This window comes from Kribbella sp. NPDC049174 (assembly GCF_043197365.1).
In the GTDB taxonomy this organism is placed as follows: Bacteria; Actinomycetota; Actinomycetes; order Propionibacteriales; family Kribbellaceae; genus Kribbella.
In genome coordinates, this window is the sequence record NZ_JBICSZ010000003.1 from 367,654 (window position 1) to 394,391 (window position 26,738).

General features: G+C 68.7%; 26 protein-coding genes. 9 read left to right on the top strand and 17 right to left on the bottom strand.

The window, feature by feature from the left end:
- Position 1: 1 nt before the first annotated feature.
- The 7 genes from nuoE to ACGFIF_RS19115 all read right to left on the bottom strand — a co-directional run bounded on the left by nuoE (position 2) and on the right by ACGFIF_RS19115 (position 6,150).
- Positions 2-826 (bottom strand): NADH-quinone oxidoreductase subunit NuoE, encoded by an 825-nt coding sequence (nuoE, locus tag ACGFIF_RS19085; RefSeq protein ID WP_393155991.1) that lies wholly within the window; start codon positions 824-826, stop codon positions 2-4.
- Positions 827-2,179 (bottom strand): NADH-quinone oxidoreductase subunit D, encoded by a 1,353-nt coding sequence (locus ACGFIF_RS19090; RefSeq protein ID WP_393155992.1) that lies wholly within the window; start codon positions 2,177-2,179, stop codon positions 827-829.
- Complete coding sequence (locus ACGFIF_RS19095) at positions 2,179-2,886, bottom strand: NADH-quinone oxidoreductase subunit C (RefSeq protein WP_393155993.1); 708 nt, start codon at positions 2,884-2,886, stop codon at positions 2,179-2,181. Before ACGFIF_RS19095 ends, ACGFIF_RS19090 begins: the two co-directional genes overlap by 1 nt.
- Positions 2,887-2,962: 76 nt before the next feature.
- Positions 2,963-3,517 carry a NuoB/complex I 20 kDa subunit family protein gene (locus tag ACGFIF_RS19100; RefSeq protein WP_393155995.1) on the bottom strand — a complete coding sequence of 185 codons (555 nt, stop codon included), beginning with the start codon at positions 3,515-3,517 and terminating at the stop codon, positions 2,963-2,965.
- A 3-nt stretch (positions 3,518-3,520) separates the two neighbouring features.
- Complete coding sequence (locus ACGFIF_RS19105) at positions 3,521-3,880, bottom strand: NADH-quinone oxidoreductase subunit A (protein ID WP_132209850.1); 360 nt, start codon at positions 3,878-3,880, stop codon at positions 3,521-3,523.
- 104 nt (positions 3,881-3,984) lie between these two features.
- The gene (locus ACGFIF_RS19110) at positions 3,985-5,298 is read right to left on the bottom strand and encodes a geranylgeranyl reductase family protein (protein WP_393155996.1); all 1,314 of its coding nucleotides are present in this window, start codon (positions 5,296-5,298) and stop codon (positions 3,985-3,987) included.
- 153 nt (positions 5,299-5,451) lie between these two features.
- Complete coding sequence (locus ACGFIF_RS19115; RefSeq protein ID WP_393155998.1) at positions 5,452-6,150, bottom strand: demethylmenaquinone methyltransferase; 699 nt, start codon at positions 6,148-6,150, stop codon at positions 5,452-5,454.
- Positions 6,151-6,457: 307 nt separating this feature from the next.
- Here ACGFIF_RS19115 and ACGFIF_RS19120 point away from each other — a divergent pair, with 307 nt between their 5' ends.
- Both ACGFIF_RS19120 and ACGFIF_RS19125 read left to right on the top strand, forming a co-directional pair.
- Positions 6,458-7,720 carry an isochorismate synthase MenF gene (locus tag ACGFIF_RS19120; RefSeq protein ID WP_393155999.1) on the top strand — a complete coding sequence of 421 codons (1,263 nt, stop codon included), beginning with the start codon at positions 6,458-6,460 and terminating at the stop codon, positions 7,718-7,720.
- 2 nt (positions 7,721-7,722) lie between these two features.
- Positions 7,723-8,343 (top strand): MBL fold metallo-hydrolase, encoded by a 621-nt coding sequence (locus ACGFIF_RS19125; RefSeq protein ID WP_393156000.1) that lies wholly within the window; start codon positions 7,723-7,725, stop codon positions 8,341-8,343.
- A 235-nt stretch (positions 8,344-8,578) separates the two neighbouring features.
- Here the strand turns inward: ACGFIF_RS19125 and ACGFIF_RS19130 are convergent, their stop codons facing one another.
- Positions 8,579-9,406 (bottom strand): GNAT family N-acetyltransferase, encoded by an 828-nt coding sequence (locus ACGFIF_RS19130; protein WP_393156001.1) that lies wholly within the window; start codon positions 9,404-9,406, stop codon positions 8,579-8,581.
- Positions 9,407-9,463: 57 nt separating this feature from the next.
- Between ACGFIF_RS19130 and ACGFIF_RS19135 the strand changes: the two genes are divergently transcribed.
- From ACGFIF_RS19135 to mptB, 4 genes are all read left to right on the top strand, one after another.
- Positions 9,464-10,093: a PadR family transcriptional regulator gene (locus tag ACGFIF_RS19135; protein WP_393156003.1), complete on the top strand. Its 630-nt coding sequence runs from the start codon at positions 9,464-9,466 to the stop codon at positions 10,091-10,093.
- 72 nt (positions 10,094-10,165) lie between these two features.
- The gene (locus ACGFIF_RS19140; protein WP_393156005.1) at positions 10,166-11,158 is read left to right on the top strand and encodes an ATP-binding cassette domain-containing protein; all 993 of its coding nucleotides are present in this window, start codon (positions 10,166-10,168) and stop codon (positions 11,156-11,158) included.
- Positions 11,155-11,919 carry an ABC transporter permease gene (locus ACGFIF_RS19145; RefSeq protein ID WP_393156006.1) on the top strand — a complete coding sequence of 255 codons (765 nt, stop codon included), beginning with the start codon at positions 11,155-11,157 and terminating at the stop codon, positions 11,917-11,919. The genes ACGFIF_RS19140 and ACGFIF_RS19145 overlap by 4 nt, the downstream gene beginning before the upstream one ends.
- Before the next feature lie 76 nt (positions 11,920-11,995).
- Positions 11,996-13,417, top strand: coding sequence for a polyprenol phosphomannose-dependent alpha 1,6 mannosyltransferase MptB (mptB, locus tag ACGFIF_RS19150; RefSeq protein WP_393156008.1), 1,422 nt, complete (start codon positions 11,996-11,998; stop codon positions 13,415-13,417).
- On the opposite strand, the gene menD is transcribed toward mptB, so the two are convergent.
- The 3 genes from menD to menE are packed head-to-tail and all read right to left on the bottom strand — an operon-like array spanning position 13,404 to position 17,061.
- The gene (gene menD, locus ACGFIF_RS19155; RefSeq protein ID WP_393156009.1) at positions 13,404-15,044 is read right to left on the bottom strand and encodes a 2-succinyl-5-enolpyruvyl-6-hydroxy-3-cyclohexene-1-carboxylic-acid synthase; all 1,641 of its coding nucleotides are present in this window, start codon (positions 15,042-15,044) and stop codon (positions 13,404-13,406) included. The two genes, mptB and menD, sit on opposite strands and share 14 nt — an antisense overlap.
- Positions 15,041-15,973 (bottom strand): o-succinylbenzoate synthase, encoded by a 933-nt coding sequence (locus ACGFIF_RS19160; RefSeq protein WP_393156011.1) that lies wholly within the window; start codon positions 15,971-15,973, stop codon positions 15,041-15,043. The genes menD and ACGFIF_RS19160 overlap by 4 nt, the downstream gene beginning before the upstream one ends.
- Positions 15,970-17,061: an o-succinylbenzoate--CoA ligase gene (gene menE, locus ACGFIF_RS19165; protein WP_393156013.1), complete on the bottom strand. Its 1,092-nt coding sequence runs from the start codon at positions 17,059-17,061 to the stop codon at positions 15,970-15,972. The genes ACGFIF_RS19160 and menE overlap by 4 nt, the downstream gene beginning before the upstream one ends.
- A gap of 63 nt (positions 17,062-17,124) precedes the next feature.
- On the opposite strand from menE, the gene ACGFIF_RS19170 reads away from it, so the two are divergent.
- Positions 17,125-17,997 carry a 1,4-dihydroxy-2-naphthoate polyprenyltransferase gene (locus tag ACGFIF_RS19170; RefSeq protein WP_393156014.1) on the top strand — a complete coding sequence of 291 codons (873 nt, stop codon included), beginning with the start codon at positions 17,125-17,127 and terminating at the stop codon, positions 17,995-17,997.
- A gap of 760 nt (positions 17,998-18,757) precedes the next feature.
- Here the strand turns inward: ACGFIF_RS19170 and ACGFIF_RS19175 are convergent.
- On the bottom strand, positions 18,758-19,879 hold the full coding sequence (locus ACGFIF_RS19175) for a PLP-dependent cysteine synthase family protein (RefSeq protein ID WP_393156016.1): 1,122 nt from the start codon (positions 19,877-19,879) through the stop codon (positions 18,758-18,760).
- An 82-nt stretch (positions 19,880-19,961) separates the two neighbouring features.
- Between ACGFIF_RS19175 and ACGFIF_RS19180 the strand changes: the two genes are divergently transcribed.
- Together ACGFIF_RS19180 and ACGFIF_RS19185 are read left to right on the top strand one after the other, a co-directional pair.
- Complete coding sequence (locus ACGFIF_RS19180) at positions 19,962-20,312, top strand: hypothetical protein (protein WP_393156017.1); 351 nt, start codon at positions 19,962-19,964, stop codon at positions 20,310-20,312.
- Positions 20,309-21,328, top strand: a complete 1,020-nt coding sequence (locus tag ACGFIF_RS19185; protein WP_393156019.1) for a M48 family metallopeptidase — start codon at positions 20,309-20,311, stop codon at positions 21,326-21,328. Before ACGFIF_RS19180 ends, ACGFIF_RS19185 begins: the two co-directional genes overlap by 4 nt.
- A 70-nt stretch (positions 21,329-21,398) precedes the next feature.
- Here the strand turns inward: ACGFIF_RS19185 and ACGFIF_RS19190 are convergent, their stop codons facing one another.
- The 5 genes from ACGFIF_RS19190 to ACGFIF_RS19210 all read right to left on the bottom strand — a co-directional run bounded on the left by ACGFIF_RS19190 (position 21,399) and on the right by ACGFIF_RS19210 (position 26,738).
- On the bottom strand, positions 21,399-22,964 hold the full coding sequence (locus ACGFIF_RS19190; RefSeq protein WP_393156020.1) for an MFS transporter: 1,566 nt from the start codon (positions 22,962-22,964) through the stop codon (positions 21,399-21,401).
- Between the two features lie 59 nt (positions 22,965-23,023).
- The gene (locus ACGFIF_RS19195; RefSeq protein ID WP_393156022.1) at positions 23,024-23,611 is read right to left on the bottom strand and encodes a TetR-like C-terminal domain-containing protein; all 588 of its coding nucleotides are present in this window, start codon (positions 23,609-23,611) and stop codon (positions 23,024-23,026) included.
- A gap of 283 nt (positions 23,612-23,894) precedes the next feature.
- Positions 23,895-24,146, bottom strand: coding sequence for a DUF4229 domain-containing protein (locus ACGFIF_RS19200; RefSeq protein ID WP_393156024.1), 252 nt, complete (start codon positions 24,144-24,146; stop codon positions 23,895-23,897).
- Position 24,147: 1 nt separating this feature from the next.
- Entirely contained in the window at positions 24,148-25,164 is a 1,017-nt protein-coding gene (gene ccsB / locus ACGFIF_RS19205) for a c-type cytochrome biogenesis protein CcsB (protein ID WP_393156026.1), read from the bottom strand.
- Entirely contained in the window at positions 25,161-26,738 is a 1,578-nt protein-coding gene (locus ACGFIF_RS19210; protein WP_393156027.1) for a cytochrome c biogenesis protein ResB, read from the bottom strand. Before ACGFIF_RS19210 ends, ccsB begins: the two co-directional genes overlap by 4 nt.

The window sequence follows — 26,738 nt, forward strand, 5'->3', positions numbered from 1 at the left end:
GTCAGTCCTCCTTCCGGGAGTCGGGAGTGGCCGGGGAACCGGTGCCGGACTCGCGGCCCGGCTGGTCCTCGGGACGCGGGCCGGGAACGGAGTCGATCGGGGCCGGGGAACCGCCGCGACCACCCGGAGCGGTCCAGTTGCGCTCGCGGGCCAGCCGCAGACCGGCCAGCGTCGCCTTGCCGCCGGTCGGACCCTCGTCGGCCCGGCCGTCGGGGAAGCCGGCCAGCACTCGCTCGGCCTCGCGCCAGGTGCAGATCGTCGCGCCGCGCGGGGACTTCACCTCGGTGCCCTCGCGCAGGTCGTCGACCAGCTGGGTGGCCGACTCCGGCGTCATGTCGTCGAAGAACTCCCAGTTCACCATCATCACCGGCGCGTAGTCGCAGGCGGCGTTGCACTCCAGGTGCTCGAGGGTGATCTTGCCGTCCTCGGTGGTCTCGTCGTTGCCGACGTCGAGGTGCTGCTTGAGCCGCTCGAAGATCAGGTCACCGCCCATGACGGCGCACAGCGTGTTGGTGCAGACCCCGACGTGGTACTCGCCGACCGGGCGGCGCTTGTACATCGTGTAGAAGGTCGCCACCGCGGACACCTCGGCACCGGTCAGCCCGAGCACCTCGGCGCACGCCTCGATGCCCTCCGGGGTGACCCGGCCCTCGACCGACTGCACCAGGTGCAGCATCGGCAGCAGCGCGGACCGGCCGACCGGGTACCGGGCGGCCAGCTCGCGCATCTCCGCGATCGTGGTGTCGGTGATGTTCGAGTCACCGGTGCTGTAGGGCACCGGCTTGTCGGTCGCAGTCGCATGATTCAGGCTGCTGTTCTCGGCCATCTATCGGTCCACTCCACCCATCACCGGGTCAAGGCTGGCGACGGCGACGATCACGTCGGCGACCTGTGCGCCCTCGCACATGATCGGCATCGCCTGCAGGTTTGCGAAGGACGGGTCACGGAAGTGCGCCCGGTACGGCTTGGTGCCGCCGTCGGAGACGAGGTGGCAGCCGAGCTCGCCGCGGGGCGACTCGATCGCCACGTACGCCTGGCCGGCCGGCACCCGGAAGCCCTCGGTGACCAGCTTGAAGTGATGGATCAGCGCTTCCATCGACTCGCCCATGATGTGCTTGATGTGGTCGAGCGAGTTGCCCATCCCGTCGGTGCCGACGGCCAGCTGGCTCGGCCAGCCGATCTTCTTGTCGGCCACCATCACCGGCTCGCCCTCCATCTTGGCCAGCCGGTCGGCGCACTGCTCGACGATCTTCAGCGACTCGTGCATCTCCTGCAGCCGGACCCGGAACCGCCCGTAGGAGTCCGCGGTGTCCCAGGTCGGTACGTCGAAGTCGTACGTCTCGTAACCGCAGTACGGCTGGGTCTTGCGCAGGTCCATCGCGTACCCGGTCGAGCGCAGCGGCGGGCCGGTGATGCCCAGCGCCATACAGCCGGTCAGGTCCAGGTAGCCGACGTTCTGCAGCCGGGCCTTGAAGATCGGGTTCGCGTTGCACAGCTCGGCGTACTCGGGCAGGTGCTTGTTCATCCAGGTGATGTACTCGCGGATCTTGTCCAGCGCACCCGGCGGCAGGTCCTGGGCGACACCGCCCGGCCGGATGAACGCGTGGTTCATCCGCAGACCGGTGATCAGCTCGAACAGGTCGAGCGTCATCTCCCGCTCCCGGAAGCCGATCGTCATCACGGTGAGCGCGCCGATCTCCATCCCACCGGTGGCGATGCAGACCAGGTGGCTGCTGATCCGGTTGAGCTCCATCAGGAGCACCCGCATCACGTTCGCCTTCTCCGGGATCTGGTCCTCGATCCCGAGCAGCCGCTCGACCGCGAGGCAGTAGGCCGCCTCGTTGTAGAACGGCGACAGGTAGTCCATCCGGGTGCAGAACGTGACGCCCTGCGTCCAGGAGCGGAACTCCATGTTCTTCTCGATACCGGTGTGCAGGTAGCCGATACCGCAGCGGGCCTCGGTCACCGTCTCACCCTCGATCTCGAGGATGAGCCGGAGCACGCCGTGGGTGGACGGGTGCTGCGGGCCCATGTTGACGACGATCCGCTCCTCGGGCTCCTCGCCGAGGCCGGCCACGACCGAGTCCCAGTCCTGACCGGTGACGGTGAAGACCTTGCCCTCGGTGGTGTCGCGAGTGGTCGCGTACGGGTCTGACGGTGTCGATTGTGTTTGGGTCATCAGTTGTACGACCTCCGCGTGTCGGGCGGTGGGATGACGGCGCCCTTGTACTCGACGTCGATACCGCCGAGCGGGTAGTCCTTGCGCTGCGGGTGACCCGGCCAGTCGTCCGGCATCTGGATCCGGGTCAGTGCCGGGTGACCGTCGAAGATGATGCCGAAGAAGTCCCAGGTCTCCCGCTCGTGCCAGTCGTTGGCCGGGTAGACCGAGACGATCGACGGGATGTGCGGGTCGGCGTCGGGTGCGGACACCTCGAGCCGGATCCGCCGGTTGTGGGTCATCGACATCAGGTGGTAGACCGCGTGCAGCTCGCGGCCGGTCTCGTTCGGGTAGTGCACGCCGCTGACGCCGGAGCAGAACTCGAACCGCAGCGCCTCGTCGTCGCGCAGGTGCCGGCACACCTCGACCAGCCGCTCGCGCTCGATGTGCAGGGTCAGCTCGCCGCGGTCGACCACGACCTTCTCGACCGCGCCGTCGCCGACCAGGCCCTCGAGCCGCTCGGTGGCGCCGTCGAACCAGGAGCCGTACGGCTTCGGCGTACCGCCGGGCAACGCGACCTGGCGGCGCAGACCGCCGAAGCCGGAGGTGTCACCGGTGCCGCGGACACCGAACATGCCCTCGCGCTGGTCCACCACCTCGGCCGCCGGCGTCTGAGCGTCGCCGGCCGGCGAGGTCGCCGGAAGGTTCTCGGGTTGCGTATCGCTCATCGCCGTCCTCGCTTCGCTGCGGGCGTCGCTGCGCGACAGAGTCGGCTGTGCTTGATTGTTCCCTCGCTCCGCTCGGTCATCGAAGCAGCCCCTTCATCTCGAGCGTCGGCGAGGCGGTCAGTGCGGCGGCTTCCTGCTCCGCCTGCAGCGCCCTCTTGTTCGCGCCGAGCTTGCCGTGCTGGATGTCGTCGTGCAGCTTGAGGAACGCGTCCAGCAGCATCTCCGGCCGCGGCGGGCAGCCGGGCAGGTACATGTCGACCGGTACGACGTGGTCCACGCCCTGCACGATCGCGTAGTTGTTGAACATGCCGCCCGACGACGCGCAGACACCCATCGCGAGCACCCACTTCGGGTTCGGCATCTGGTCGTAGATCTGGCGCAGGACCGGGGCCATCTTCTGGCTCACCCGCCCGGCCACGATCATCAGGTCGGCCTGCCGGGGCGACGCCCGGAAGACCTCCATGCCGAACCGGGCGGCGTCGTACCGCGGCGCGCCCGTCGTCATCATCTCGATCGCGCAGCAGGCCAACCCGAAGGTTGCCGGCCACAACGAGGCCTTCCGCATGTAGCCGGACAGGCCCTCGATCGTGGTCAGCAGTACGCCGGCCGGAAGCTGTTCCTCAACACCCATTGCTCAGTCCCACTCCAGTCCGCCGCGGCGCCACACGTAGGCGTACGCGACGAAGACGGTGACGATGAAGATGACCATCTCGATCAGCCCGAACAGCGCCATCTGGTCGAAGGCGACCGCCCACGGGTAGAGGAAGATGATCTCGATGTCGAACACGATGAAGAGCATCGCGGTGATGTAGTACTTCACCGGGAACCGCCCGCCACCGACCGGCTGCGGGGTCGGCTCGATCCCGCATTCGTAGGAGTCGAGCTTGGCCCGGTTGTAGCGCCGGGGTCCGACCAGCGCGCTCGTCACCAAGGTGCCCGCCACGAAGATCGCCGCGAGCACACCGAGAACGAGGATCGGTACGTAAGGGTGCATCGGGTTCCTGCTCCCTCCTTCAGCCGGTGGTCAGTCTGTCTGCGTTTCCGAACAGCACTGTGTTATCAGTACCGCTGTGGCTCATCTCACTCGCCCCGCCGGTTTCAGGCGGCCGGGGCGACCTTGGTGAGGCCGTTGATGATCTTGTCCATCACGTCGCCGTCGCGCGGGTCGGTGAGGTTGGCCAGCAACTTCAGGGTGAACTTCATCAGCGTGGTGCGCGGCAGACCGTACTTCGTGCACAGCCGCATCACCTCCGGATTTCCGATCAGCTTCACGAAGATCCGGCCGAGCGTGTAGTAGCCGCCGTACTCCTGCTTCAGCGCCTTCGGGTACGCCGTCAACGCGCGCTCGCGCTGGTTCGGCTGCCGGTGCAGCGCCTGGGCGGCGACCTCGGCGGCGAACGCCCCGGACTCCATCGCGTACGGGATGCCCTCGCCGTTGAACGGGTTGACCATGCCGCCGGCGTCGCCGAGCAGCATCAGGCCGCGGGTGTAGTGCGGCTGGCGGTTGAAGCCCATCGGCAGGGCCGCGCCGCGGATCGGGATGGTCTGGAACTCGTCCCGGAACTGCCACTCCTCCGGGGTGTTCTTCAGCCACTGCTTCAGCAGGTCGGCGTAGTCGACCTTGCCGAACGCGTCGGACGTGTTCAGGATGCCGAGGCCGACGTTGACGGTGCCGTCGCCCATCCCGAAGATCCAGCCGTAGCCCGGCAGCAGGTTGCGCTGTCCCGGGTGCTGCGGGTCGTCGGCCCACAGTTCCAGCCACGACTCGAGGTAGTCGTCGTCGTGGCGCGGGCTGGTGAAGTAGGTGCGGACGGCGACACCCATCGGGCGGTCGTCGCGCTTGTGCAGGCCCATCGCGATGCTGAGCCGGGACGAGTTGCCGTCGGCCGCCATCACCAGTGGCGCCCGGAACTCGACGTCGGCACCGGCGCGGCGGCCGTTGTCGTCGACCGGCTTGGCGGTGACGCCGACGATGAAGCCCCGGTCGTCCAGGATCGGCGCGGAGACGTTGGTCCGCTCCCGCAGCCGGGCGCCGGCCTTGACGGCCTGCCGGGCGAGCATGTCGTCGAAGTCCATCCGGTTCCGGGTCAGGCCGTAGTTCGGGTGGCTGGACAGGTCCGGCCAGTCGAGCTGCAGCACGTGCCCGGCGCCCTGGATGCGCAGACCGTAGTTGCGGATCCAGCCGGCCTCTTCGGAGATGTCGATGCCCATGTTGATGAGCTGCTTGGTGCCGCGCGGGGTGAGCCCGTCGCCGCACACCTTCTCCCGCGGGAAGGCGGTCTTCTCCAGCAGCAGGACGTCGAGTCCCGCGTTGGCCAGGTGATAGGCGGCGGCCGAGCCTGCGGGTCCGGCACCGACGACGATCACATCAGCGGTCTCCGCCTGCTGCCCGCTCGGCACGCTCTGGCTCATCTCATTCCCGGCCTGGAAGTTGGGGGGCTGTGCGCTCGTGAATCGCTTCACGAAGCCTCGTCACCCGACAGTCTAGGACTGCCTGACGCGGACACGAAACCGGCCCTGAATCCCTTGGTAGCAACCGATTTATGCGCTGTTTTCCTTGCGAAATTAAACGGCCTTGACCGCCCGGTGGATGGCGACCAGACCACCGGTCAGGTTGCGCCACTGCACCCGGGTCCAGCCGGACGCCTCGATCGTGCGCGCGAGCGGCTCCTGCGCCGGCCAGGCGCGGACCGATTCGGCCAGGTACTCGTACGCGTCCGGATTGGTCGACACCGCCTTCGCCACCACCGGCACCGCCCGCATCATGTACTCCAGGTAGGCGATCCGGAACGGCTTCCAGGTCGGGTGCGAGTTCTCCAGGACGACGAGCCGCCCGCCCGGCCGGGTCACCCGCAGCATCTCCTGCAGCGCGGTGGTGACGTCGTTCACGTTCCGTAGCGCCCACGAGATCGTCACCACGTCGAACGTGTCGTCGGCGAACGGGAGCCGCAGCGCGTCGCCGGCGATCAGGTCGAGCTCGGGGTAGCGGCGCTTGCCGACCCGGAGCATGCCGACCGAGAAGTCGCACGACACCACCTCGGCGCCGGCCTCCCGCAGCTTGATACTCGACGCACCGGTCCCGGCGGCCAGATCGAGGATCTTCATCCCCTTCCGCGGCGCGATCTCCGCGAACGTCTGCGGCCGCCAGTGCAGCTTCTCCAGCCCCATCGTGGCCACCGCGTTCGTCCGGTCGTACCCCTCGGCCACGTTGTCGAACATGGCCGCCACGGCATGCGGTTCTTTGCTCAGATCTGCGCGGGTCACCTGTCTAGTGTCCTGCACCGCTCTCCGTGCGCCAGCTCCGGTGTCCAGGTGGGTGCCTCGCAAGGCGGAGGGGAGGGCTCGATGCGGGTTTCATCGTGCCCTTCCCTCCAACGCAGCGAGGTGCCCGCATGGGCGACGGAGATGGTGTGCGGAGGGCGGTGTAGGACGCGAGGTTGATCACGGGTGCGACGGGCGCCGAAATTCGCTGGACATCGGGCAGGCATACGCTTGCATCTCGTGAGTGCATCTCCATGGAGTCGGTCGGCCATCGAGACCCGGGGGCGGGCCGCGAACGAGGAGTGGTGCGGTGAGCTTGTCTGAGCCGGTCGGGAGCCAGGCTCCCCATCTGGTGATTCGCAGCCAGCGCGTCGACGGGGTGTCGGCCCAGCTGATGGACCATCTGCCCGCCGAGGGCGGCCTGGCCTGGGTACGACGTGGCGACGGTCACATCGGCTGGGGTGTCGCCGCCCGCCTCGACGTTGCCGGTAGCAACCGCTTCCGGGACGCGGTGGCCTGGTGGAAGGACCTGGTCGCGGCCGCCGTGGTCCGCGACGACGTCGGCGTACCGGGGTCCGGGCTGCTCTGCTTCGGGTCGTTCGGGTTCACCGACAACGACCCGAGCCAGCTGGTCGTGCCCGAGGTGATCGTCGGCCGCCGCGGCGGAACCACCTGGGTGACCACGATCTCGCCGGCGAGCTCGCTGGCCGCGCCGCCGGAGCTCGTCACCCACGAGCCGTCACCAGTGCACGACATCGCGTTCGCGGACGGCGCGCGATCCGGTACCGACTGGTCGAGCATCGTCGCGGACGCGATCAAGCGGATCACCGCCGGTGAGCTGGACAAGGTGGTGCTGGCCCGCGACCTGATCGCGATCGCCGAGCAGCCGATCGACCTGCGCTGGCCGTTGCGGCAGCTCGCGACGTCGTACCCGAACTGCTGGACGTTCTCCGTCGACGGACTGATCGGGGCGACCCCCGAACTCCTGGTCCGCCGGGAGAAGGGGCTGATCACGTCCCGGGTGCTGGCCGGGACCATCCGCCGTACCGGCGACGACGCGCACGACCTCGCGCTGGCGGCGTCGCTGGCCCGGTCCAGCAAGGACCTGGAGGAGCACGAGTTCGCGGTCCGCTCGGTCGCCGACGCGCTGAAGCCGCACTGTACGTCGATGAACGTGCCGGAGACCCCGTTCGTGCTGCACCTGCCGAACGTGATGCACCTGGCCACCGACGTCGCCGGAGTCGCCGCGAACGGCGCCTCCGCACTCGGCCTGGCCGCCGCGCTGCACCCGTCCGCGGCGGTCTGCGGTACGCCGACCGACCTCGCCCGCGACCTGATCGGCGAGATCGAGGGGATGAAGCGCGGCCGGTTCAGTGGACCGGTCGGCTGGATGGACGGGGCCGGCGACGGCGAGTGGTGTATCGCGCTGCGCTGCGGCCAGGCCGACCCGGACGACCCGCGGCGGATGCGCCTGTTCGCCGGCGCGGGCATCGTGGCCGGCTCCGATCCGGTCGCCGAGCTGGCCGAGACGAACGCCAAGCTGGTTCCGATGAGAGACGCGTTGGGAGACTGAGGGTGAAGCTGACGAAGTTCGCGCATGCCTGTGTCCGGCTGGAGAAGGACGGGAAGGTCCTGCTCGTCGATCCGGGGACGTTCAGCGAGGACGCCGTGTTCGAGCGCGCCGACGCGATCCTGGTCACGCACGAGCACCCGGACCACCTCGACGTGGAACGCATTTCGGCTCTGGACGCGCCGGTCTACACCAACGCGGGCGTGGCCGCACAGTTGAGCAGCCTGGGCGACCGGGTCAGCGTGGTCGCCGACGGGCAGTCCTTCGAGGCGGCCGGCTTCGCGGTCCGTGCCTACGGCAAGGATCACGCGGTGATCCTGCCGGAGCTGGGCGTTCCGTGCGAGAACGTCGGCTACCTGATCGAGGACGCCGTCTACCACCCGGGCGACTCGTTCACCCGCCCCGACCGCCAGGTGCACACCAACCTGGTCCCGATCTCCGGCCCGTGGTTCTCGCTCCCGCCCGCGATCGAGTACGCCCGCACGATCACCGCCGAGCAGACGATCGGCATCCACGACGGCCTCCTCAGCCCCATCGGCCTCGGCATGATGAAACGCTGGCTAGGCGAACAAGGCGGCCGCCCATACCTCGGCCTGGACCCAGGCGAATCCACCGAACTCACCTGAGCCCAAGGACACCGCCTCCGGCGGCGACTGTTCTCTCGCCGCCTCCGGCGGAAGCTGCCACATCCCGTCACGGGCAAGGTGATCGGCGAGCAGCACCTGGAGCGGTGAGCGCGTGACACACCGGCTGGACACGCGGCCGTGTTGCTGAGGATCGCCGTGTTGAGCACCGGATCCCGTTGCAGGAAAGGGAAGGCGAGCTCCTTGAACGCGGCCGGGTCGCTGGTGACGCGCGCGATCATGCGGTGAACTCGACGTCGACGAAGTCCGCGACCTGGCGGTACCCGGCCTCGTGGTAGATCTTGTTCGAGGTCGGGTTGGCCAGGTCCGTGTAAAGGCACGCCTGGTTGCCCTGCGCAAGGATCTCCGCGGAGACGTGGCTGGTGAGCGCACCGGCGTACCCGCGCCGCCGGTGCTCCGGTGGGGTGTAGACCGGCCCGACCCGGCAGGCCCCGAAGACCGGGTGGTGGTAGCCGACCATGCTCACCGGCTCGCCGCCCGCCTCCCAGATCCACATGCTCTTGCTCTTCAGCTGGTCCTCGGCCCACTCCAGGCTGGGCTCGTGGAACTCGTCAGCGAATCCGTCCGCGACCCAGGCCGCGACCAGCGCCGTCTCGTCGTCGTTCATCAAGCGCGGGGAGCCCTCCGCCGACAACGGCGTCAGCGTGCCGAGCTTGTGCAGGCGGGTCGCCTTGGTCTCGGTCGCCGTACCGCCGCGCCGCTCGCACCAGCGATCAGCGAATCGCCGGGCGGCAGGGCGATCGCCTGCCACGCCGATCTGCTCGATCGGTACGTCGAGATACGCGTCGGCGACCGCTTCGGCGTACTCCGGTCGCAGCGCGCCGAGGTAGACCATCCGCCCGGGCGTCCGCATCGCGGCACCGACCACCTCGCCGGCGCCGTCGTGGACCGAGGCGTAGTACGACGGCTCGTCCTCCACGTGGGCCCCGGTGACGCGGGCGCGGACGTTGCTCATGATGAGCGTGTGCAGGACCGGATCCTGTTGCAGGAAAGGGAAGACCGTCTGCTCGAAGGCGGCCGCGTCAGTCGTCACACGCACATCCATGCCTCCGGAGACTACGCCTGAGGAGGTTCCGAGGTCGTCCGGATTTACACTGCGGCTATGTCCACCACGCGGTTGCTCCTGCTCGGGGTCGTGCGGATCTTCCAGCCGGCCTACGGGTACCAGTTGCGCCGCGAGCTGCTCACCTGGAACGTGCAGGAGTGGGCGAACATCAACCCCGGATCGATCTACACCGGTCTGCGGACGCTGGCCAAGCACGGCTATCTGCAGGAGCTCGAGGAGAGCCAGGGTCAGCGGCCGGGGCGTACGTCGTACAAGCTGACGGCCGACGGTGAGACGGAGTACTTCACCCTGCTCCGCGAGGTGCTGTGGGCTGTGGACGGCTTCCGGCCGGACAAGATGCAGGCGGCGCTGAGCTTCCTGTGGTCCCTGCAGCGCGACGAGGTGCTCGCGGCGCTGGACGCCCGGATCACGCAGCTCGAGCAGCGGGAGACGTTCGCGACGTTCTCCGAGCGGCAGGTCACCGAGGACCCCGGTACGCCGAACCACGTGGTCGAGATGTTCCGGATCGCCACCGCCCGCGACCGCGGCGAGCTCGAGTGGACCCGTTCCTTCCGCGACCGCGTCGCCGACGGCGCCTACTCCTTCGCCGGCGAACCGCCCGACTGGGAGCCGGCTCCCGGCCTGGTCACCCTCTGGGGCGAGGTCCCCGACCCGCCCGTCGACTGACCGCGCTCAGCCGCTCCGAGCACCGACTAATCAACATTGACTATTCAATGTTGATTGGTGAGACTTGCTCCCATGATGATCGAAGCGCGCGGGCTGGCGCGTACTTTCAAGACCAAACGCGGCCCGGTGGAGGCCGTGCAGGGGGTGGATCTCGACGTCGCCGACGGGGAGATCGTCGGCTTTCTCGGGCCGAACGGGGCCGGCAAGACCACCACGATGCGAATGCTGGCGACCCTGATCAAGCCGACCGCCGGCACCGCGACGGTGGCCGGCTGCGACCTGGCGAAGGACCCGGTCGGGGTCCGCCGCGGCATCGGGTACGTGTCCCAGAGCGGCTCGACCCTGCCGGAGGCGATCGCCGGCGACGAGGTCGTCGACCACGCCCGGCTGTACGGCGTACCGAAGGCCAAGGCGGCCGCGGACGGCCAGCGGCTGTTCGAGGAACTGGACCTGCCCGGCCTGTGGCGGCGGCAGTGCAAGACCCTGTCCGGCGGCCAGCGGCGCCGGCTCGACATCGTGATGGGGCTGATCCACGACCCGAAGCTGATCTTCCTGGACGAGCCGACCACCGGTCTCGACCCGCAGGCCCGGGCGAACCTGTGGCAGCACATCCGCAGCCTGCGCGACCGCGGCGCGACGATCTTCCTCACCACCCACTACCTGGACGAGGCGGACGCGCTCTGCGACCGGATCCTGGTCATCGACCACGGCAGGATCGTTGCCTCCGGCACCCCGGACACGCTGAAGCAGCAGGTCTCCGGCGACGCGGTCCGGCTCAGCCTCGCCGACGCCGGCCAGGCGCCCGCGGTGACCAAGATCGTCCAGGAACTCGCCGGTGCGACCGAGTTCGAGACCGACGGTGACGTGGTCGGCTTCCGGATCCCGCGCGGCGGGTCGGTGCTGCCCGGCCTGCTTCGCCAGGTCGATGCCCAGGGCATCGAGCTGAACGGTGTCGAGGTGCACCGACCGACGCTGGACGACGTGTTCCTGACCATGACCGGCCGTTCACTCCGCGACGAGGACGCCACGCCCGCCGGCAGCGAGACCGAGGAGGCCGTGGCATGAGCACGCTTCGCGAGACCTGGATCGTCTTTCACCGCGCGATGCGGCTGACGTTGCGAAACCCGATGTGGGCGGTGCTGATGCTCAGCCAGCCGCTGCTGTACTTGTTCCTGTTCGGCCCGCTGCTGAAGCCGATCACCGCGCAGATCAGCCAGGGCGCGACCACCAACGCGTACCAGGTGTTCATCCCCGGCCTGATCGTCCAGCTCGGCATGTTCGGCGCGATGTTCGTCGGCTTCGGCCTGATCGCGGAGTACCGGGCCGGCGTGATCGAGGCCGACCGGGTCACCCCGGCGTCCCGGATGGCTCTGATGGCAGGGCGGGTACTGCGGGATGTCGTCGTACTGGTCGTGCAGACGCTGGTGTTGCTGATCGCCGCGGTCCCGCTCGGTCTGCGGGCGCCGTGGGGCGGTGTGCTGTTGTCGCTGGTGATCGTCGCGCTGCTCGGTGCCACGTTCGCGTCGCTGTCGTACTCGGTCGCGCTCATCACCAAGAGCGAGGACGCGCTGGCCCCGTTGCTGAACGGGATCGCGATGCCGCTCCTGCTGCTGTCCGGCATCCTGCTGCCGATGCAGATCGGCCCGGAGTGGTTGCAGCGGCTGTCCGACATCAGCCCGCTCAAGCACGTGGTGAACGGGGTGCGCGCGCTGTTCCGCGGCGACATCGACAACAGTTCGTCGCTCTGGGGTCTGTTCTGGGTCGTCCTGCTGACGATCATCGGACTGACTGTCGGCGCACGGACCTTCCGGAAGGAATCCGCATAGCCTCCTTCCCCGGATTTCGGCTTTCGGGTAAGGCGTTGTTCATCGGGGAGTCGCTGGGCGGGATTAGCCTCCGGCCATGCGCTCGCCGATGGTCCGTGGGGTGGTCGGCTCGGCCGTAGTCGCCGTGGCGAGCCTGGTGACCTCGGTGGTGCCGCCCTCCTCGTGGGTGGCGTCGTTCCCGATCACCGGCGACCTGCGGGCCACTCTGCCCGGCCGGATGGTCGGACTGTCGTTCATGGTGGCCGGGCTCGGGCTGATGGCCTGGGCCTGGCTGTCCGTGGGTCGGCAGGTCATGGCTGGTTTTCGGCCTCCAGTACTGCGCATGGCGGCGTACTGGAGTGTGCCGCTGCTCCTGATCCCGCCACTGTTCAGTCGGGACGCGTGGAGCTACGCCGCGCAGGGTGCCCTCGTTGCCGAGGGGTTCAACCCGTACGACGTGGGCCCTGGCGTACTGTCCGGCCACATCGTCGAGGCCGTTGACCCGATGTGGATGCAGACGCCGGCGCCGTACGGACCACTACCTCTCGCGTACGGCGGCCTGGTCGCGCAGCTCATCATGGACCCGTACGTGCTGATGCTGGCGCACCGGCTGCTCGCCGTACTGGGGATCGTGTTGATCGCCTGGGCCGTACCGCGGCTTGCGACCGCGTGCCGGGTGGACCCGGTGTTCGCGACGTGGTTGGTGGTCGCGAACCCGGTGCTGATCACGCATGGCCTTGGCGCTGCGCACAACGACGTACTGATGCTCGGACTGGCTTGTAGCGCGTTTGCGCTGGCTTTGACTGGTCGGTGGGGCACTGCGGCGGTTGTGGCTGGTGCAGCGGCTGCTGTGAAGCTGCCGGGCGGGCTGGTGGTGGTCGCCATCGCGGCGGTGATGAGTCCGCTGGCTGGGCGGGCTCTTCGCTTCGCGAGTCTGGCGATCGCCGGTGCGGTGTCCGTGCTCACGCTGGTGACGATCGGTGAGTTGACTGGTGTGGGGTCGGGTTGGCTGAGTGCCCTCGACGTACCCGGCCTGGTGCGTTCGCCCTTCTCCATCGCGAACCTGATCGGAATGGCCGCGTCCGGCGTACTCGGCTGGCTGGGCGAGGACACCGCCGCCGAGCAGGCTCTCCAGATCGTCCGTCTGGTCGGAATGCTCACGGCCGTCACGCTGATCGCCGTACTGAGCCTCCGCTCCTCCATCCACCACGCAGCCCGCGCAGTAGGCATCGCCCTGCTGGCGGTGGTCGTCTTAGGCCCGAGCGCCCACGACTGGTACTTCCTCTGGTGCCTACCGTTCCTAGCCGTCGCCCGCCCCGGCCGCAGACTCACCACCACCATCACCGCAGTAAGCCTCATCTTCACCATCGCCGCGCCCCTCAACTCCTCCCTCCGCGGCGCCACCATCCCAATCCTGACCACCACCGCCCTGGCGATCGCGACCATCGCACCCCTGCTCAACCACTTGCGCACGCTGCAGCCGGAGAAGAAGGCTCGGGTCCCGGTCACTGCTGCTTGAGCGCCGCCAATAGCCCTTCACTCAAGGACCGGTGGTCACTGCGCGACACCCGCGCTTCGACCACGTCCACGCCGGCGACGGTGGGGGCTAGGGCGGCGCGGAGGGCGTCGGGGGATTCGGTGAGGGTGTAGGGGGTGTTGGTGGCGGCGCAGAGGGAGGCGAGGTTGGTGTTGTGGGGGGTGCCGAAGATGCGTTCGAAGTGGGTGGCGTGGGTGGGGTCACCTTGTTCGAGGGTGGAGAAGATGCCGCCGCCGTTGTCGTTGACGACGACGATGCGCAGGTCGGGGCGGGCCTCGTCAGGGCCGATGATCAGGCCGTTGGCGTCGTGCAGGAAGGCCAGGTCGCCGATCAGCGCGTACGTCGGGCCGGCGTTGGCCAACGCGGCGCCGACAGCTGTCGAGATGGTGCCGTCGATACCGGCCAGGCCGCGGTTGGCGATGGTGCGGATCGGGACGACGGGGGCGAGGTCGAGGTCGCGGACCGGGTTCGAGGAGGCGACCACGAGCATGCCGTCGGCACCGACCGCTTCGCCGACGATCGCCGCGACGCCCGGACCGGTGAGGCCGTCGGCGAGGACCTTGTCGATCACCGGTCGGGCCAATTGGTCCGCGTGCTGCCAGCGGTCGAGCCAGTCGGTGGTGTCGGGGCCGGTGACCTCCAGCCCGGTGACGACGGACGCCGCGCTCCGGGCCGGGTCCGGCCACAGCCCGGTCGGCGAGACCACGATCACCTCGACGTCGGGCCGGGCGAGCAGCCTGGCGATCGGTCGCGACAGTGTCGGGTGCCCGAACACGAGTACCCGCTCGATCTCCCCGGCCAAAGAGTTTGCCTGAAGCAACAACCGGTACGCCGAGATGACCGCGGGACCGGTCCGGGCCCGGCTGGACGGCTCGGCGAACAACGGCCACTGACCACCCTCGGCAGCCAACCGCGCGGCCTGCGACGCCCCATCCCCAGCAACAACCACAGTCTTCGGCCCAGGTGCGACAGCCGACGGCTGACCGGCTGCCGCATGCACAGCAGTCCAAGGCCCAGTACTACGACCATCCAGCGACTCTGGCCACTCGGGCCCATCAGTAGGCACCAACGGCTCAGCCAACGGGCAGTTGAGGTGCACCGGCCCCGGATCCGACGACCGAGCTCCCACTGCGTTGGCCACGGCCCGTGCGACCTGCGAACGCCAGTACGCCACCTGCCCGACCTCACGCACCGGCGTACCCATCTCGTGGAACAGCCGCACCGCAGACCCAAACACCTTCAGCTGGTCCGTAGTCTGGTTGGCGCCGCTCCCCCGCAGCGCCGGCGGCCGGTCCGCGCTCAGCACGATCAGCGGCAGCCCACTGTGCGACGCCTCCAACACGGCCGGGTGCAGGTTCGCCACCGCAGTACCGGACGTCGTCACCACCGGCACCGGCAGTCCGGTCCCTCGGATCAACCCGATCGCCAGGAACCCCGCCGTACGCTCGTCGATCCGAACGTGCAGCCGCAGACGGCCGTCACGATCAGCAGCAGCCAGTGCCAACGCCAGCGGAGCGCTGCGCGAGCCCGGCGCCACCACGGCCTCCCGTACGCCGCAACGGATCAGCTCGTCGACCACCACAGTCGCAAACGCCGTGGACGGGTTCATCCAGCACTCCTCTTCTGCACTCGATTCATGCGCTCTTCCCACGCCGCAGTCCTGGCTGCATCCGCCCGAGCCGCTTCCAGCAACACAGGATCCGGCTGAACACGCTTCACCGGCAGGAAGCCGTCCACTGGCAGCAAGGGCTCAGCAACGACCTCACTGGTGAACATGGACACCGTGGCCAGTCCACACGCATAAGGCAGCTCCGGCAGCGCAGCAGCGAGTGCCACACCAGCAGCGATGCCGACAGACGTCTCCAACGCCGACGACACCACCACAGGCAGTCCAAGCAGTTCAGCGATCTCCAAGCACGCCCGCACTCCACCGATGGGCTGCACCTTGAGTACGGCGATGTCCGCCGCCTCCAGCTTCTTCACCAGCATCGGGTCCTCGGCACGCCGAATGGACTCGTCCGCAGCCACCGGTACGTCGACCAGCCGTCGTACCGCGGCCAGATCCTCCACAGCCGCACAGGGCTGCTCGACGTACTCCAGGTCGAACCGCTTGAGCTCCTTCAAGCAGCGCACCGCCTCGTCGACCGACCAACCACCATTGGCGTCGACACGCACCCGCCCCGGCCCGATCGCGTCCCGCACGGCCTCCACACGTGCCAGGTCATCCGCCAACGTCTGCCCCGGCTCAGCCACCTTCACCTTGGCAGTGCCACAACCGGACGCCCGCACGATCTCAGCGGCCCTGTCCGGCGTCACCGCAGGCACAGTGCAGTTCACGGGTACGGCGGTACGCACCGGAGCCGGCCACCCGTCCTCAGCCGCCTCCCGCGCAGCCTGCAGCCAGGAGACACACGTGGCGTCGTCGTAGTCCAGGAAGGGACTCCACTCGGCCCACCCGGCAGGCCCCTCGAAGAGCATGCCCTCGCGCACGGTGATCCCGCGGAACTTGTTCTTCAACCCGATCGAGTACGTGATCACCGCACGCCCTCCACCAGCCGCCGGCGATCCACCTTGCCCGAGGCAAGCATCGGCAGTGCGCTCAGCGGGATCACCTCACGCGGCGCCCAGGTCCGCGGCAACACCTCGGCCACGAAGTCCCGCAACTCGTCCCGCCCGGCGTCACCGACCACGAACGCGACGACCCGAGTCCCCCACTCCGCGTCCGGCACACCGAGCACGACCGCATCCGCGACGGCCGGGTGCTCGAGCAGTCGCGCCTGCACCGACGGCAGCGTCACGTTCACCCCACCGGAGATCACCACGTCGTCGAGCCGCCCGATCACCTTCAAGCGCCCGTCCACCAACAGCCCGCGGTCCTGGGTCCGGAACCACCCGTCCCGCAGCACCTCCGCGGTCAGCTCCGGCCGCAGCCGGTACCCGGAGAACAGCGTGGGCCCCTTGATCAGGATCCGCCCGTCGTCGAAGTCGATCGACGTCCCCGGCAACGGCTCACCGGCGTACACGCAGCCGCTACCCGTCTCCGTCATCCCGTACGCCGGTATGGCGGTCACCCCGGCCTCCGCGGCCCGGGCCTTCAAACCGGCCGGCGTCGAGGCCCCGCCGATGACGATCGCGTCGAAGGACCGCAGCGCGTCCAGGTCCGTCTCCAGGTAGCGGGCCAACTGGGTCGGCACCATCGCCGTGTAGCGCCGCGGCCCAGTCATGGACGCGGCAGCCGCGCTGAAGCTGTCCTCCATCACCACCGGCGCCAGACCGGCCAGCACGGACCGCGTGAGGATCTGCAGCCCGCCGACGAAGTACGGCTTCATCGGCAGCAGCCACTGCCCCGGTCCACCGAGCCGCTCATGCGTAGCGGTGGCGGACGCGACCAGCGCATCCCGCGAGAGCAGCACGCCCTTCGGCTCACCGGAGGACCCGGATGTGGTCAGCACCACAGCGCACCCGTCCTCCAGCCGCTCGTCCGGTGCTGCCGCCTGCCGGACCCGGGCCGCATCCGCCGGATCGGGTGGCAAGGGGGCGAACGGCGTACCGCTGCCATCCAGTACTGCGGTGAGCGCGGACAGCACGGCATCCGGCGTACCGGGGACCAGGCGCAAGGTAGACATGTCAGCAACGAGCGTACGGCCCGGCCGCGGCGGTCCCGCTCGCGGCTGACACAATCGACAGTCATGGCCACCCCTGCCCAGTGGATCGAAGGCGCGCGCCCACGTACGCTGCCCGCCGCGATCGCTCCCGTCCTCGTCGGAACCGGTGCAGCCGCCTACCTGGACGGCTTCGTCTGGTGGAAGGCGCTACTCGCCCTCGGTGTCGCGCTGGCCCTGCAGATCGGGGTCAACTACGCCAACGACTACAGCGACGGCATCCGCGGCACGGACGAGAACCGGGTCGGTCCACTGCGCCTGGTCGGCTCCAAGGTCGCCACTCCGAGACAGGTGAAGACCGCAGCCTTCACCTGCTTCGGTGTGGGCGCCGTGCTCGGGATCATCCTGAGTGCGACGTCCAACTGGTGGCTGCTGGTCGTGGGAGCGGCGTCACTCGTCGGTGCGTGGTTCTACACCGGCGGCAAGAAGCCCTACGGCTACCGGGCGCTCGGTGAGGTCAGCGTCTTCCTCTTCTTCGGTCTGGTCGCCGTACTGGGCACTACCTATGTGCAGGCGGAAACACTGAGCTGGACGGCTCTAGCCGGCGCTGTGGCGATCGGGTCGATCGCCTGCGCGCTGCTGGTGGCCAACAACCTGCGGGACATCCCCACCGACACCGTGACCGGCAAGCGCACACTGGCCGTGGTCCTGGGTGCCGCCCGCTCCCGCCAGCTGTACGCCGCCCTCGTCGCGCTCGCCTTCGTCCTAGCAGCCGTCTCAGCCCTCGCGACACCGTGGACCCTGCTGGCGCTCATCGCCCTGCCACTGGCTGTCAAAGCAATCCGCGTGGTCATGAGCGACGCAGTCGGCCCCGCCCTCATCCCGGTCCTCAAGGGGACGGGCCTGACCGAGCTCCTCTACGCCATCGGCCTGGCAGTTGGTCTGGCACTTGGCGGGTAGTTCTTCCCACGCGTGCTACGCAGTCGCTCCTTCGTCGCGCCGGCTACGCGCGCTCCCGCCCACCCTCGGCTTGTCGCCGGTGCATCCATGCCGGGCTGCCGCCGGCGTGCGCGGGGCTATCGCCCGCGATCTTGCGGGACTACCGCCCGCGATCTGCGGGGCTGCCGCCCCGCGGGTGGCCGGCTGTCGCTCGGCGTTCTGCGGCCTTATCGGCCTCGCTTGCGGGCGCATCGCCCGCATGCTGCGCGGCTCCTTCGTCGCCCGCGATCGATGGCCCGGCCACCGTCCGTCTACGGGCCAACTCCTGACCGGGTCAACCGTCAAAACCCCGAGCCGGCTGACCACGGTTGGCCATCTCGCGGACGAGCGCCGGCCAGGCCACCGACCGCGGGCGACGAAGGAGCCCGCAACCGCGGGGCGACAGCACCGCAGGTCGCGGGGCGACAGCACCGCAGGTCGCGGGGCGACAGCAACGCAGGTCGCGGGGCGGCAGCCCGCAAGGAAACTCGGGTGGGCGGGAGCGCGCATAGCTGGCGCGACGAAGGAGCGACTGCGTAGCACGCGTGGGAAAGTCCACAGTCCCCCAACACCACAATCACTCGCTGACGAACACCGGCCAAGCAGTCAACGGCGGGCGATGAGCCCGAACGATGCCGGCGACAGCCCGGCAAGAAACACACCGGCGACAAGCCGAGGGGGTGGGCGGGAGCGCGCGTAGCGGGTGCGACTCATTAGGAGTGCCCGCGCAGCACGTGGGGGATTAAGCGCTAGGCTCCCGCCACCGCCCACTCGTGACAAATGTTTCCAGCGTGCCCAAGTACGGCGCGATATCGATCCCGTTGGTGCGGAGCCACGCGTCGTCGTAGTACGTGTTGCCGTACCTCTCACCGCTGTCGCACAACAACGTCACGATGCTCCCGCGGACGCCCGTACGGCGCATCTCCTCGGCCAACCGCAATGAGCCCCAGAGGTTCGTACCTGTCGAACCGCCGACCAGACGGCCAGTCACCCGCGAGCAGAACCGCATCGCCGCGATCGAGGCGGCGTCTGGGACGGCGATCATCCGGTCAACCACGCCGAGGACGAACGACGGCTCCACCCGCGGCCGGCCGATTCCCTCGATCCGGGACGGGCGGCCGGTGGAGAAGTCGTCGTCGCCGGCCTCGAAGGCGGGGAAGAAGGCCGAGTTCTCCGGGTCGACCACCGCGACCGAGGTGTCATAGCGCTGGTAGCGGACGTAGCGGCCGATGGTCGCGGACGTACCGCCGGTGCCGGCGCCGACCACGATCCAGGTGGGGATCGGGTGCTGCTCGAGACTCAGTTGGCCGAAGATCGACTCGGCGATGTTGTTGTTGCCGCGCCAGTCAGTGGCCCGTTCGGCGTACGTGAACTGGTCCATGTAGTGGCCGCCGGTCTCCTCGGCCAGCCGCTTCGCCTCGCCGTAGATCTGGCCGGAGCGCTCGACGAAGTGGCAGCGGCCGCCGTAGAACTCGATCAGCTCGACCTTCTCGGGGCTGGTCGAGCGCGGCATCACCGCGATGAACGGCAGGCCGAGCAGGCGGGCGAAGTACGCCTCGCTGACCGCGGTCGAGCCGCTGGAGGCCTCGATCACCGTGGTGCCCTCGCGGATCCAGCCGTTGCACAGCGCGTACAGGAACAGCGAGCGGGCGAGCCGGTGCTTGAGCGAGCCGGTCGGGTGCACGGACTCGTCCTTCAGGTACAGGTCGACCCCGGTGAGTTCAGGCATCGGGAACACGTGCAGGTGGGTGTCCGCGCTCCGGTTCGCGTCGGCGTCCACGATCCGGATCGCCTCGGACACCCAGGCCCGGGCCTTGTCGTCGCGCCGATCAACCTCACGACACACCGCGTCAACCTCACTCATGCGGGCCAGGCTAGATGCTAAGGGCCGGATTTGAGTATTCCTACGCTCGGTCACCGGACGCCGGGCCGGAACGATGAGGCCCATGATTCCGATGGGTCCGATCGAGTTCTCGCCGGCCGAGGTGGCGATGATCCTCACCGTCATGGCTCTGGTCGGCGTCTGCGCCGCGCTGCCCGCCACGATCCCGCTGGCCCTGGTCGGTCACCGCCGCGGCGCGCAGTACCCGGGCTGGAACGCGCTCTGGTACTGGCTGTGCGGGACGATTCCTACTGTGGTGATCATGGGCGCGCTGATCCAGACCGGGATCGGGTGGGCCGTCGTGCCGCTGAGCTGGCCGCCCGCGCTCCTGGTCGCCTGGTTGCTCAAACCGCGGCGACCCGGCGGCGAGCTAGGTTGGGGGGACATGACGTCTGGGCGGCAGGGGGAGCGATGAGCGAGCACGAAGAGCGGCCGACGCGGCAGCGGGCCACGTTGACTGAGATCAGTTCGCGGGCATGGGAGCACCCGGCGGACCGGGGCGCGCTGGTGGCGCTGCGGCAGCTGAAGGGCTTCGACTACGTCCTGCGGAAGCTGTCCGGGCTGATCAACGAGCGGGCCTTCCGGCTGCAGTTCCTCGGCTCGGCGATCCGGGTCGACGAGCGCCAGTTCCCCACCGTGCACCGGCTCTACACCGAGGCCGGTACGACGCTCGACGTACGGCAGCTGCCCGAGCTGTACATCACCAACAGCCCGATCTGGAACGCCGTCACCATCGGCATGGACAAGCCCTTCATCGTCGTCAACAGCGCTCTGCTGCAGGGTCTGGACGAGGAAGAGCTCCGGTTCATCCTCGGTCACGAGCTCGGCCACGCGCAGAGCGGGCACGCGCTCTACCAGTCCCTGCTGTTCTGGCTGATGCGGCTGACCGGCGCGGTGAACTGGATGCCGATCGGTGCTCTCGGCATCCGTGCGATCATCGCCGCCCTGCACGAGTGGTCCCGCAAGGCCGAGCTCTCCGGCGACCGGGCCGGCCTGCTCGCCGTACAGGACCCGGCGGTCGCGCTGCGCGTCCAGATGAAGCTGGCCAGCGGCGGCCAGCTCCGCGAGCTCGACACCACCGCGTTCCTGGCGCAGGGGACGGAGTACGAGAGCGCGGGCGACCTGCGGGACAGCCTGCTGAAGCTGCTGCTGCTCGAGGCGCAGTCGCACCCGCTGGCCGTCGTCCGGGCGCACGAGCTGCGGCGCTGGGTGGACGAGGGCGAGTACACCCTGATCGTCTCCGGCACCTACCCGAAGCGGCAGGACGACGCCACCGCCTCGATGTCGCAGGAGGCGAAGAACGCGGCCAAGTCCTACTCCGACGCCTTCGCCCGCTCCCAGGACCCGCTCGCCAAACTCATCCGCGACATGGGCGACGGCCTCGGCGGCGTCCGCGAGTGGGTCTCCTCCAAGTTCCCCCCGCCCCGCTGACTCCAAGCCCGCAGACAGACGAAGGGCCCGCTTCCCCCTCCCGGGAAGCGGGCCCTTCGAGCTTTTCCGGTCAGCCCATGTGCACCGGGGCCTGACCGTCGGAGGCCAGATCCTTGTGCTTGATGGACAGGCCGACGATGGTGACGACCGCCGCGCCCAGCATCAGGAACGTGGACCAGAGGAACGCGCGGGTGAACCCGTGCGTGGTGGCCACCGCGGTGAACTGACCCTCCAGTTGCTTCAGCTGCTCCGGTGACGCACCGGACTGAGCCGCCTGCTGCAGGCCGGGAGCCAACTCGGTGAACCTGTCCTTGATCGCGTTGGCGGAGATCGTGCCCAGCAGCGCCAGGCCGACCGCACCACCGATCTGCTGGACCGTGTTCAGCACAGCGGAGCCGACACCGGAGTCCTCGTGCGCGACCCCACTGACCGCGGTCAGCGTGAGCGGCACGAAGATCAGGCCCATCCCGAACGACAGCAGCAGGATGAACGGCAGCAGGTGGGTCAGGTACGACGAGTCCACCGCCAGCCGGCTGAATCCGAACATGCCGCCGGACACCAGCACACCACCGGCCCCGGAGATCCAGCGGGGGTCCATCTTCGCCACCAGCGACGAGGCGACCTGGGCCGCGGCCACGATACCGAGGCTGAACGGCAGGAACGCGAACCCGGTCTTCAGCGCGCTGTAGCCCATGATGTTCTGCACGAAGATGCCCAGGAAGTAGAACATCGAGAACATCGCGGCACCGACGACCAGCATCACGAAGAAGCTGACCCCACGGGTCCGGTTGGCCAGGATCCGGAACGGCATCAGCGCGTGCTTGGAGCGGGACTCGATCAGCAGGAAGACCGCGAGCAGGGCCACGCCGCCGAGGATGAACAGCAGCGTGAGCGAGTCGCCCCAACCGTCCGTCGCCGCGTGCGTCAGGCCGTAGACCAGCGAGGTCAGACCCAGCGTGCCGGTGATCGCACCCGGCAGGTCGAACTTGCCGGTCTGGCGCTCGGACTCACCCAGGAAGCGGAACGCGAGTACGGCGACCAGCAGACCGATCGGCGTGTTGATGAAGAAGGTCCAGCGCCAGTCCGCCTCGGTCAGCGCACCGCCGAGGATCAGGCCGACAGCCGCACCGGCGCCGGACATCGCGGCGTACACGCCCATGGCGCGGTTTCGCTCCTTGCCGGCCGGGAAGGTGGTGGTGATCAGCGCGAGCGCGTTCGGCGACGCGGCCGCGGCGGCGACACCTTGCAGGATCCGGCTGGCCAGCAGCACACCCTCGCTCTGGGCGATACCGCCGATGAACGAGGCCACACCGAACAGCACGACACCGAACACGAACACCTTGCGGCGGCCGAGGATGTCCCCGATCCGGCCGCCGAGCAGCAGCAGACCACCGAAGGCCAGCGCGTAGGCGTTGACCACCCACGGCAGCGTGGCGTTGCTGAAGCCGAGATCGGTCTGGATGTGCGGCAACGCGATGTTGACGATGGTGCCGTCCAGCACCACCATCAGCTGCGCCATGCTGATCAGCGCGAGCGCGATGCCGAGATTGCGATGGCCGTGACCGTTGCCGGCCTCGGTCACCGAGTCGACCGGCCGGTTCTCCGGCGGATCGGCCTTGACGACGTCTTCGGACATGAATATTTCCCCTCTTGGGCGTAACTGCCTTGGTAGCTAGCGGACCGGCCCCTCACCGGTCAGCTCGCCTGCGACCCCCGCGCCGCAGGCAGGATCACGTTGTCGATCACTCGGAGAATCAGGTCGTCGGTGGGCGGGACGCCGAGGATGTAGGCGTGGTGCACGATGACCGCCGGCAACGTCACCGACAGCAGCTCCACATCGACCTCGGGCGCGATCTCGCCACGCGCGACCGCGCGCTCGTAGACCTTCCGCGTCAGCGCCAGCCGGGGTGCCAGGAACCGCTCCTGGAACGCCGTCTTCAGCTCCGGATCCCGGTGCAGTGCGGTGACCAGACCGGCGATCACCGACATCGGCATCTCGTCGGTGAAGCCGCCGTCGCCGCAGGACATCGAGATCAGGTCACCGCGCAGGCTGCCGGTGTCGACGTCCTCGGGCAGCGGGCAACCCTTCGCCCGGCTGATCGCGTCGACGACCAGGTCGGCCTTGGTGGACCAGCGCCGGTACAGCGTCGCCTTGCTGGCCTTGGCAGCCGTCGCCACCGCGTCCATGGTCAGCCGGTCGTACCCCAACTCGGCCACCACAGCCACGGTCGCGTCGAGGATCTCCTCTTCACGACCGCCTTCGACCCGAGGCCGATGCCGCACACCCGCTGACTCCACCACTCATCACCCTGCGTAAACACATAGTCACCGATAGAACGAAACGGTTTCGTTTCATCCATCACTCTACGACTCATGTGAAGGAGTGCACAAAGGATTTTGGCGGGATTTTTCGAGTGGCCTAGGTCACTCTCCGTACCAGTCGCGCAGGTGGTACGCCGTTCTCAGGCGTAGCTGCCCGATCGGGCTGCCCGACCGGCCGACTCCGGTGCACGAAAAACAGCCCCCACACCTCGTCGCGAGGGGTGAGGGCCGAGTGGTCAGGTGGTCAGTCGTCGTCTTCGGCGGTGCGCGCCTGCTCGATCCGGTGCGACATCTTCTCCGCGCGGTGCTCGATCTTTCCGGCCAGCCGGTCGCGGGCGGAGCGCAGCACGAAGATCGACAGGATGGAGGAGACGATCAGGGCCAGCAGCAACAACGGGAAGACGGTCAGCCAGTTGTTCAGGGCGAACCACAGCACGGCGAAGCAGGCGGCGAACAGGGCCGCCCGCAGGCCGGTGTAGATGGCGAACTCCTTCATCTCACACCCCAGCGTAGGAGTGCAGACCGGAGACCAACAGGTTCACTCCGACGAAATTGAAGATGAAGACGAACCAGCCGACGATCGCGATCGTCGCGGCCCGGCGGCCACGCCAGCCCGCCGTGGCCCGCGCGTGCAGGTAGGCGGCGTACACCACCCAGGTGACCAGCGACCAGACTTCCTTCGGGTCCCAGCCCCAGTAGCGGCCCCAGGCGTACTCGGCCCAGATCGGCCCGGCCACCAGGACACCGAACGTCCACAGCGGGAAGGCGAACGCCAGCACCTTGTACGCCGTACCGTCCATCGCCTCGGCACTCGGCAGCCGGCGCAGCGAGGCCGACATGGTCCCACCGGCCAGCACTCGCCGCTCGGCCCGAGCCTTGATCAGGTAGAGCACCGACACCAGGCCGCCGACCGTGAATGCACCGCCGGAGATCGCCGCCGCGGACACATGGATGACGAGCCAGTACGAGTGCAGCGCCGGCACGAGCGGCCCGGCAGGGGTATAGAGCGCGAGAGTCGCGAGACCCAGTACTGCGGCCACCACCAGCGTGACGCCGAGACCCAGCCACTGCAGGCGGTAGCGGTGCACGAAGAGCAGGTAGACCGCGGCGACCGCGAGCGACGCCGTGATCGAGAACTCGTACATGTTGCCCCACGGCACCCGCTCGGCCGCGAGACCACGAGTGAGCACACCGCCCAGGTGCAGCACGAAGGCCAGCCAGGTCAGCAACAGCCCGATGCGGCTGGCCGCTTCCATCCGCTCGGTCCGGCTTGAAGAAGCGTCGTCAACCGGACTGTCGACAGCAGCCGTAGCACCGGCCGACCCACTCGAGACCTGCTCGGAGCCGTCGGCCGCGACCAGCACCTCAGCCTCTTGCTGCACTTCGGCAGCCTGGGTCACGACCGCTCGGCCCGCAGCCCATTCGAACGCGTGCGACATCATCGCCAGTGCGTAGATGACAGTGGCAGTCGGGACCAACAGGTTGGAGACTTGCGCGAAGGTCTCCGGGCTCATGGCTGCTCCTGCTTACTCGATGGAACTGGTCTCAGGCTGTCGGTGATGGCCTGGAGTTCGTCGCCGAGGCCACGCTCGGGTCCGCGGTCCAGTCCCGCGACTTCGACCACGGTACGCCCGTCCTGGGTCCGGACCCGCACCCAGGTACGCCGTGGATGCACGAACAGCGATCCCATCAGCCCGAGGATCGCCAGCAGGATGCCGGCCAGAGCCAGGTCCGTGCCCGGGGTGTGGCTGACCTGCAGCTTCACCCAGCGGCTGTACCCGTCGAAGGTGATCGAGCCCAGCTTGTCCGGCAACGTGGTGGTCTGCCCCGGCGCCATCTGGAACCGCAGCTTGTCGCCGTCCTTCTCGAACTGGGTCAGCTTCGACTTGTCCAGCTGGTAGACCGACTGCGGCTTCCCGGTCTCCTCCTGCGGCCGGCCGTAGTACGCCGTCATCACCAGCTCGGGGTTGAGGTCGTCCGGGAACACCGAGACCGGCCCCCGCTGGTCGATCACCGCGGTCGGCAGGAAGAAGCCTTCGAAGCCGAGCTGGGCCGGCCGGGCGTCCGGTGCCTTGATCACACCGAACGACGAGAAGTTGCCGTCCTGCGGGAGGAACGGCGCCGGACCGGAGAACGCGACCTGCCCGTTCCCGTCCTTGACCGTCACCCGCGGCGCGTAGCCGTGGCCGAGCAGGTAGACACTGCTGCCGTCGAGCTTGAGCGGGTGGTTCACCTTCAGGTCGTACGACCTCTCCGGTGCGTCCGGCGTCTGCTGGTAGGTCAGCTGCGCGTTGAACTCGCGGGCCGCACCACGTTGCGGGCCGTCCTCCTGGAACTTCACCTGGAAGTCCTTCACCGTCAGCGAGAACGGCGGCAGGTCGTCCTCGCTGAACACCCGGCCCGGCGCGAAGTCGTCGTACTGCGCCAATGAGTTGGAGAAACCGTTGCCCACGACAACCAGGACGGTGCCGCGGTAGCCGAACAGCGAACCCCAGGCGACGCCGATCAGCGCCAGGATCAGGGAGAAGTGGAAGAGCAGGTTGCCGGCCTCGCGCAGATAGCCACGCTCGGCCCCGATCGCACCGTCGTACGCCTCGACCCGGAAGCGGCGTTTGCGAAGCTCGCGGGTGGCGCGCTCGAGCACGTCGCCGGGCTCGTCGATCGTGAAGCTCTGGTAGCCGGCCAGCCGGTTCAGGTTGCGCGGCGGCTTCGGCGGCCGGGCCCGGACGGCCTTCAGGTACACGCCGAGCCGGGGCACCACACACCCGATCAGCGAGATGAACAGCAGCAGGTAGATGGCCGAGAACCAGGCCGACTTGTAGACGTCGAACAGCCCGAGCTTGTCGTAGATCGGCCCGAGTGTCGTGTGCGCCTCGAGGAAGTCGGACACCTTGATCGGGTCGATCCCGGTCTGCGGGATGAGCGACCCCGGGACGGCGCCCAGCGCGAGCAGGAAGAGCAGCACCAGGGCCGTCTTCATCGACGTCAGCTGCCGCCAGGTCCAGCGCAGCCACCCGACCAGGCCCAGCGCCGGCGGTTCGTTGGGTGGCTCCGGCGGTGCGGCGGCGCGATCCTTGACCACGGTCAT

Excerpts from the sequence above, each read along its gene's own strand:
- nuoE (WP_393155991.1), bottom strand. The coding sequence starts at position 826 with ATGGCCGAGAACAGCAGCCTGAATCATGCGACTGCGACCGACAAGCCG.
- ACGFIF_RS19090 (WP_393155992.1), bottom strand. The coding sequence starts at position 2,179 with ATGACCCAAACACAATCGACACCGTCAGACCCGTACGCGACCACTCGC.
- ACGFIF_RS19095 (WP_393155993.1), bottom strand. The coding sequence starts at position 2,886 with ATGAGCGATACGCAACCCGAGAACCTTCCGGCGACCTCGCCGGCCGGC.
- ACGFIF_RS19100 (WP_393155995.1), bottom strand. The coding sequence starts at position 3,517 with ATGGGTGTTGAGGAACAGCTTCCGGCCGGCGTACTGCTGACCACGATC.
- ACGFIF_RS19105 (WP_132209850.1), bottom strand. The coding sequence starts at position 3,880 with ATGCACCCTTACGTACCGATCCTCGTTCTCGGTGTGCTCGCGGCGATC.
- ACGFIF_RS19110 (WP_393155996.1), bottom strand. The coding sequence starts at position 5,298 with ATGAGCCAGAGCGTGCCGAGCGGGCAGCAGGCGGAGACCGCTGATGTG.
- ACGFIF_RS19130 (WP_393156001.1), bottom strand. The coding sequence starts at position 9,406 with ATGGATGTGCGTGTGACGACTGACGCGGCCGCCTTCGAGCAGACGGTC.
- ACGFIF_RS19135 (WP_393156003.1), top strand. The coding sequence starts at position 9,464 with ATGTCCACCACGCGGTTGCTCCTGCTCGGGGTCGTGCGGATCTTCCAG.
- ACGFIF_RS19140 (WP_393156005.1), top strand. The coding sequence starts at position 10,166 with ATGATGATCGAAGCGCGCGGGCTGGCGCGTACTTTCAAGACCAAACGC.
- ACGFIF_RS19145 (WP_393156006.1), top strand. The coding sequence starts at position 11,155 with ATGAGCACGCTTCGCGAGACCTGGATCGTCTTTCACCGCGCGATGCGG.
- mptB (WP_393156008.1), top strand. The coding sequence starts at position 11,996 with ATGCGCTCGCCGATGGTCCGTGGGGTGGTCGGCTCGGCCGTAGTCGCC.
- menD (WP_393156009.1), bottom strand. The coding sequence starts at position 15,044 with ATGAACCCGTCCACGGCGTTTGCGACTGTGGTGGTCGACGAGCTGATC.
- menE (WP_393156013.1), bottom strand. The coding sequence starts at position 17,061 with ATGTCTACCTTGCGCCTGGTCCCCGGTACGCCGGATGCCGTGCTGTCC.
- ACGFIF_RS19170 (WP_393156014.1), top strand. The coding sequence starts at position 17,125 with ATGGCCACCCCTGCCCAGTGGATCGAAGGCGCGCGCCCACGTACGCTG.
- ACGFIF_RS19175 (WP_393156016.1), bottom strand. The coding sequence starts at position 19,879 with ATGAGTGAGGTTGACGCGGTGTGTCGTGAGGTTGATCGGCGCGACGAC.
- ACGFIF_RS19180 (WP_393156017.1), top strand. The coding sequence starts at position 19,962 with ATGATTCCGATGGGTCCGATCGAGTTCTCGCCGGCCGAGGTGGCGATG.
- ACGFIF_RS19185 (WP_393156019.1), top strand. The coding sequence starts at position 20,309 with ATGAGCGAGCACGAAGAGCGGCCGACGCGGCAGCGGGCCACGTTGACT.
- ACGFIF_RS19190 (WP_393156020.1), bottom strand. The coding sequence starts at position 22,964 with ATGTCCGAAGACGTCGTCAAGGCCGATCCGCCGGAGAACCGGCCGGTC.
- ACGFIF_RS19200 (WP_393156024.1), bottom strand. The coding sequence starts at position 24,146 with ATGAAGGAGTTCGCCATCTACACCGGCCTGCGGGCGGCCCTGTTCGCC.
- ccsB (WP_393156026.1), bottom strand. The coding sequence starts at position 25,164 with ATGAGCCCGGAGACCTTCGCGCAAGTCTCCAACCTGTTGGTCCCGACT.
- ACGFIF_RS19210 (WP_393156027.1), bottom strand. The coding sequence starts at position 26,738 with ATGACCGTGGTCAAGGATCGCGCCGCCGCACCGCCGGAGCCACCCAAC.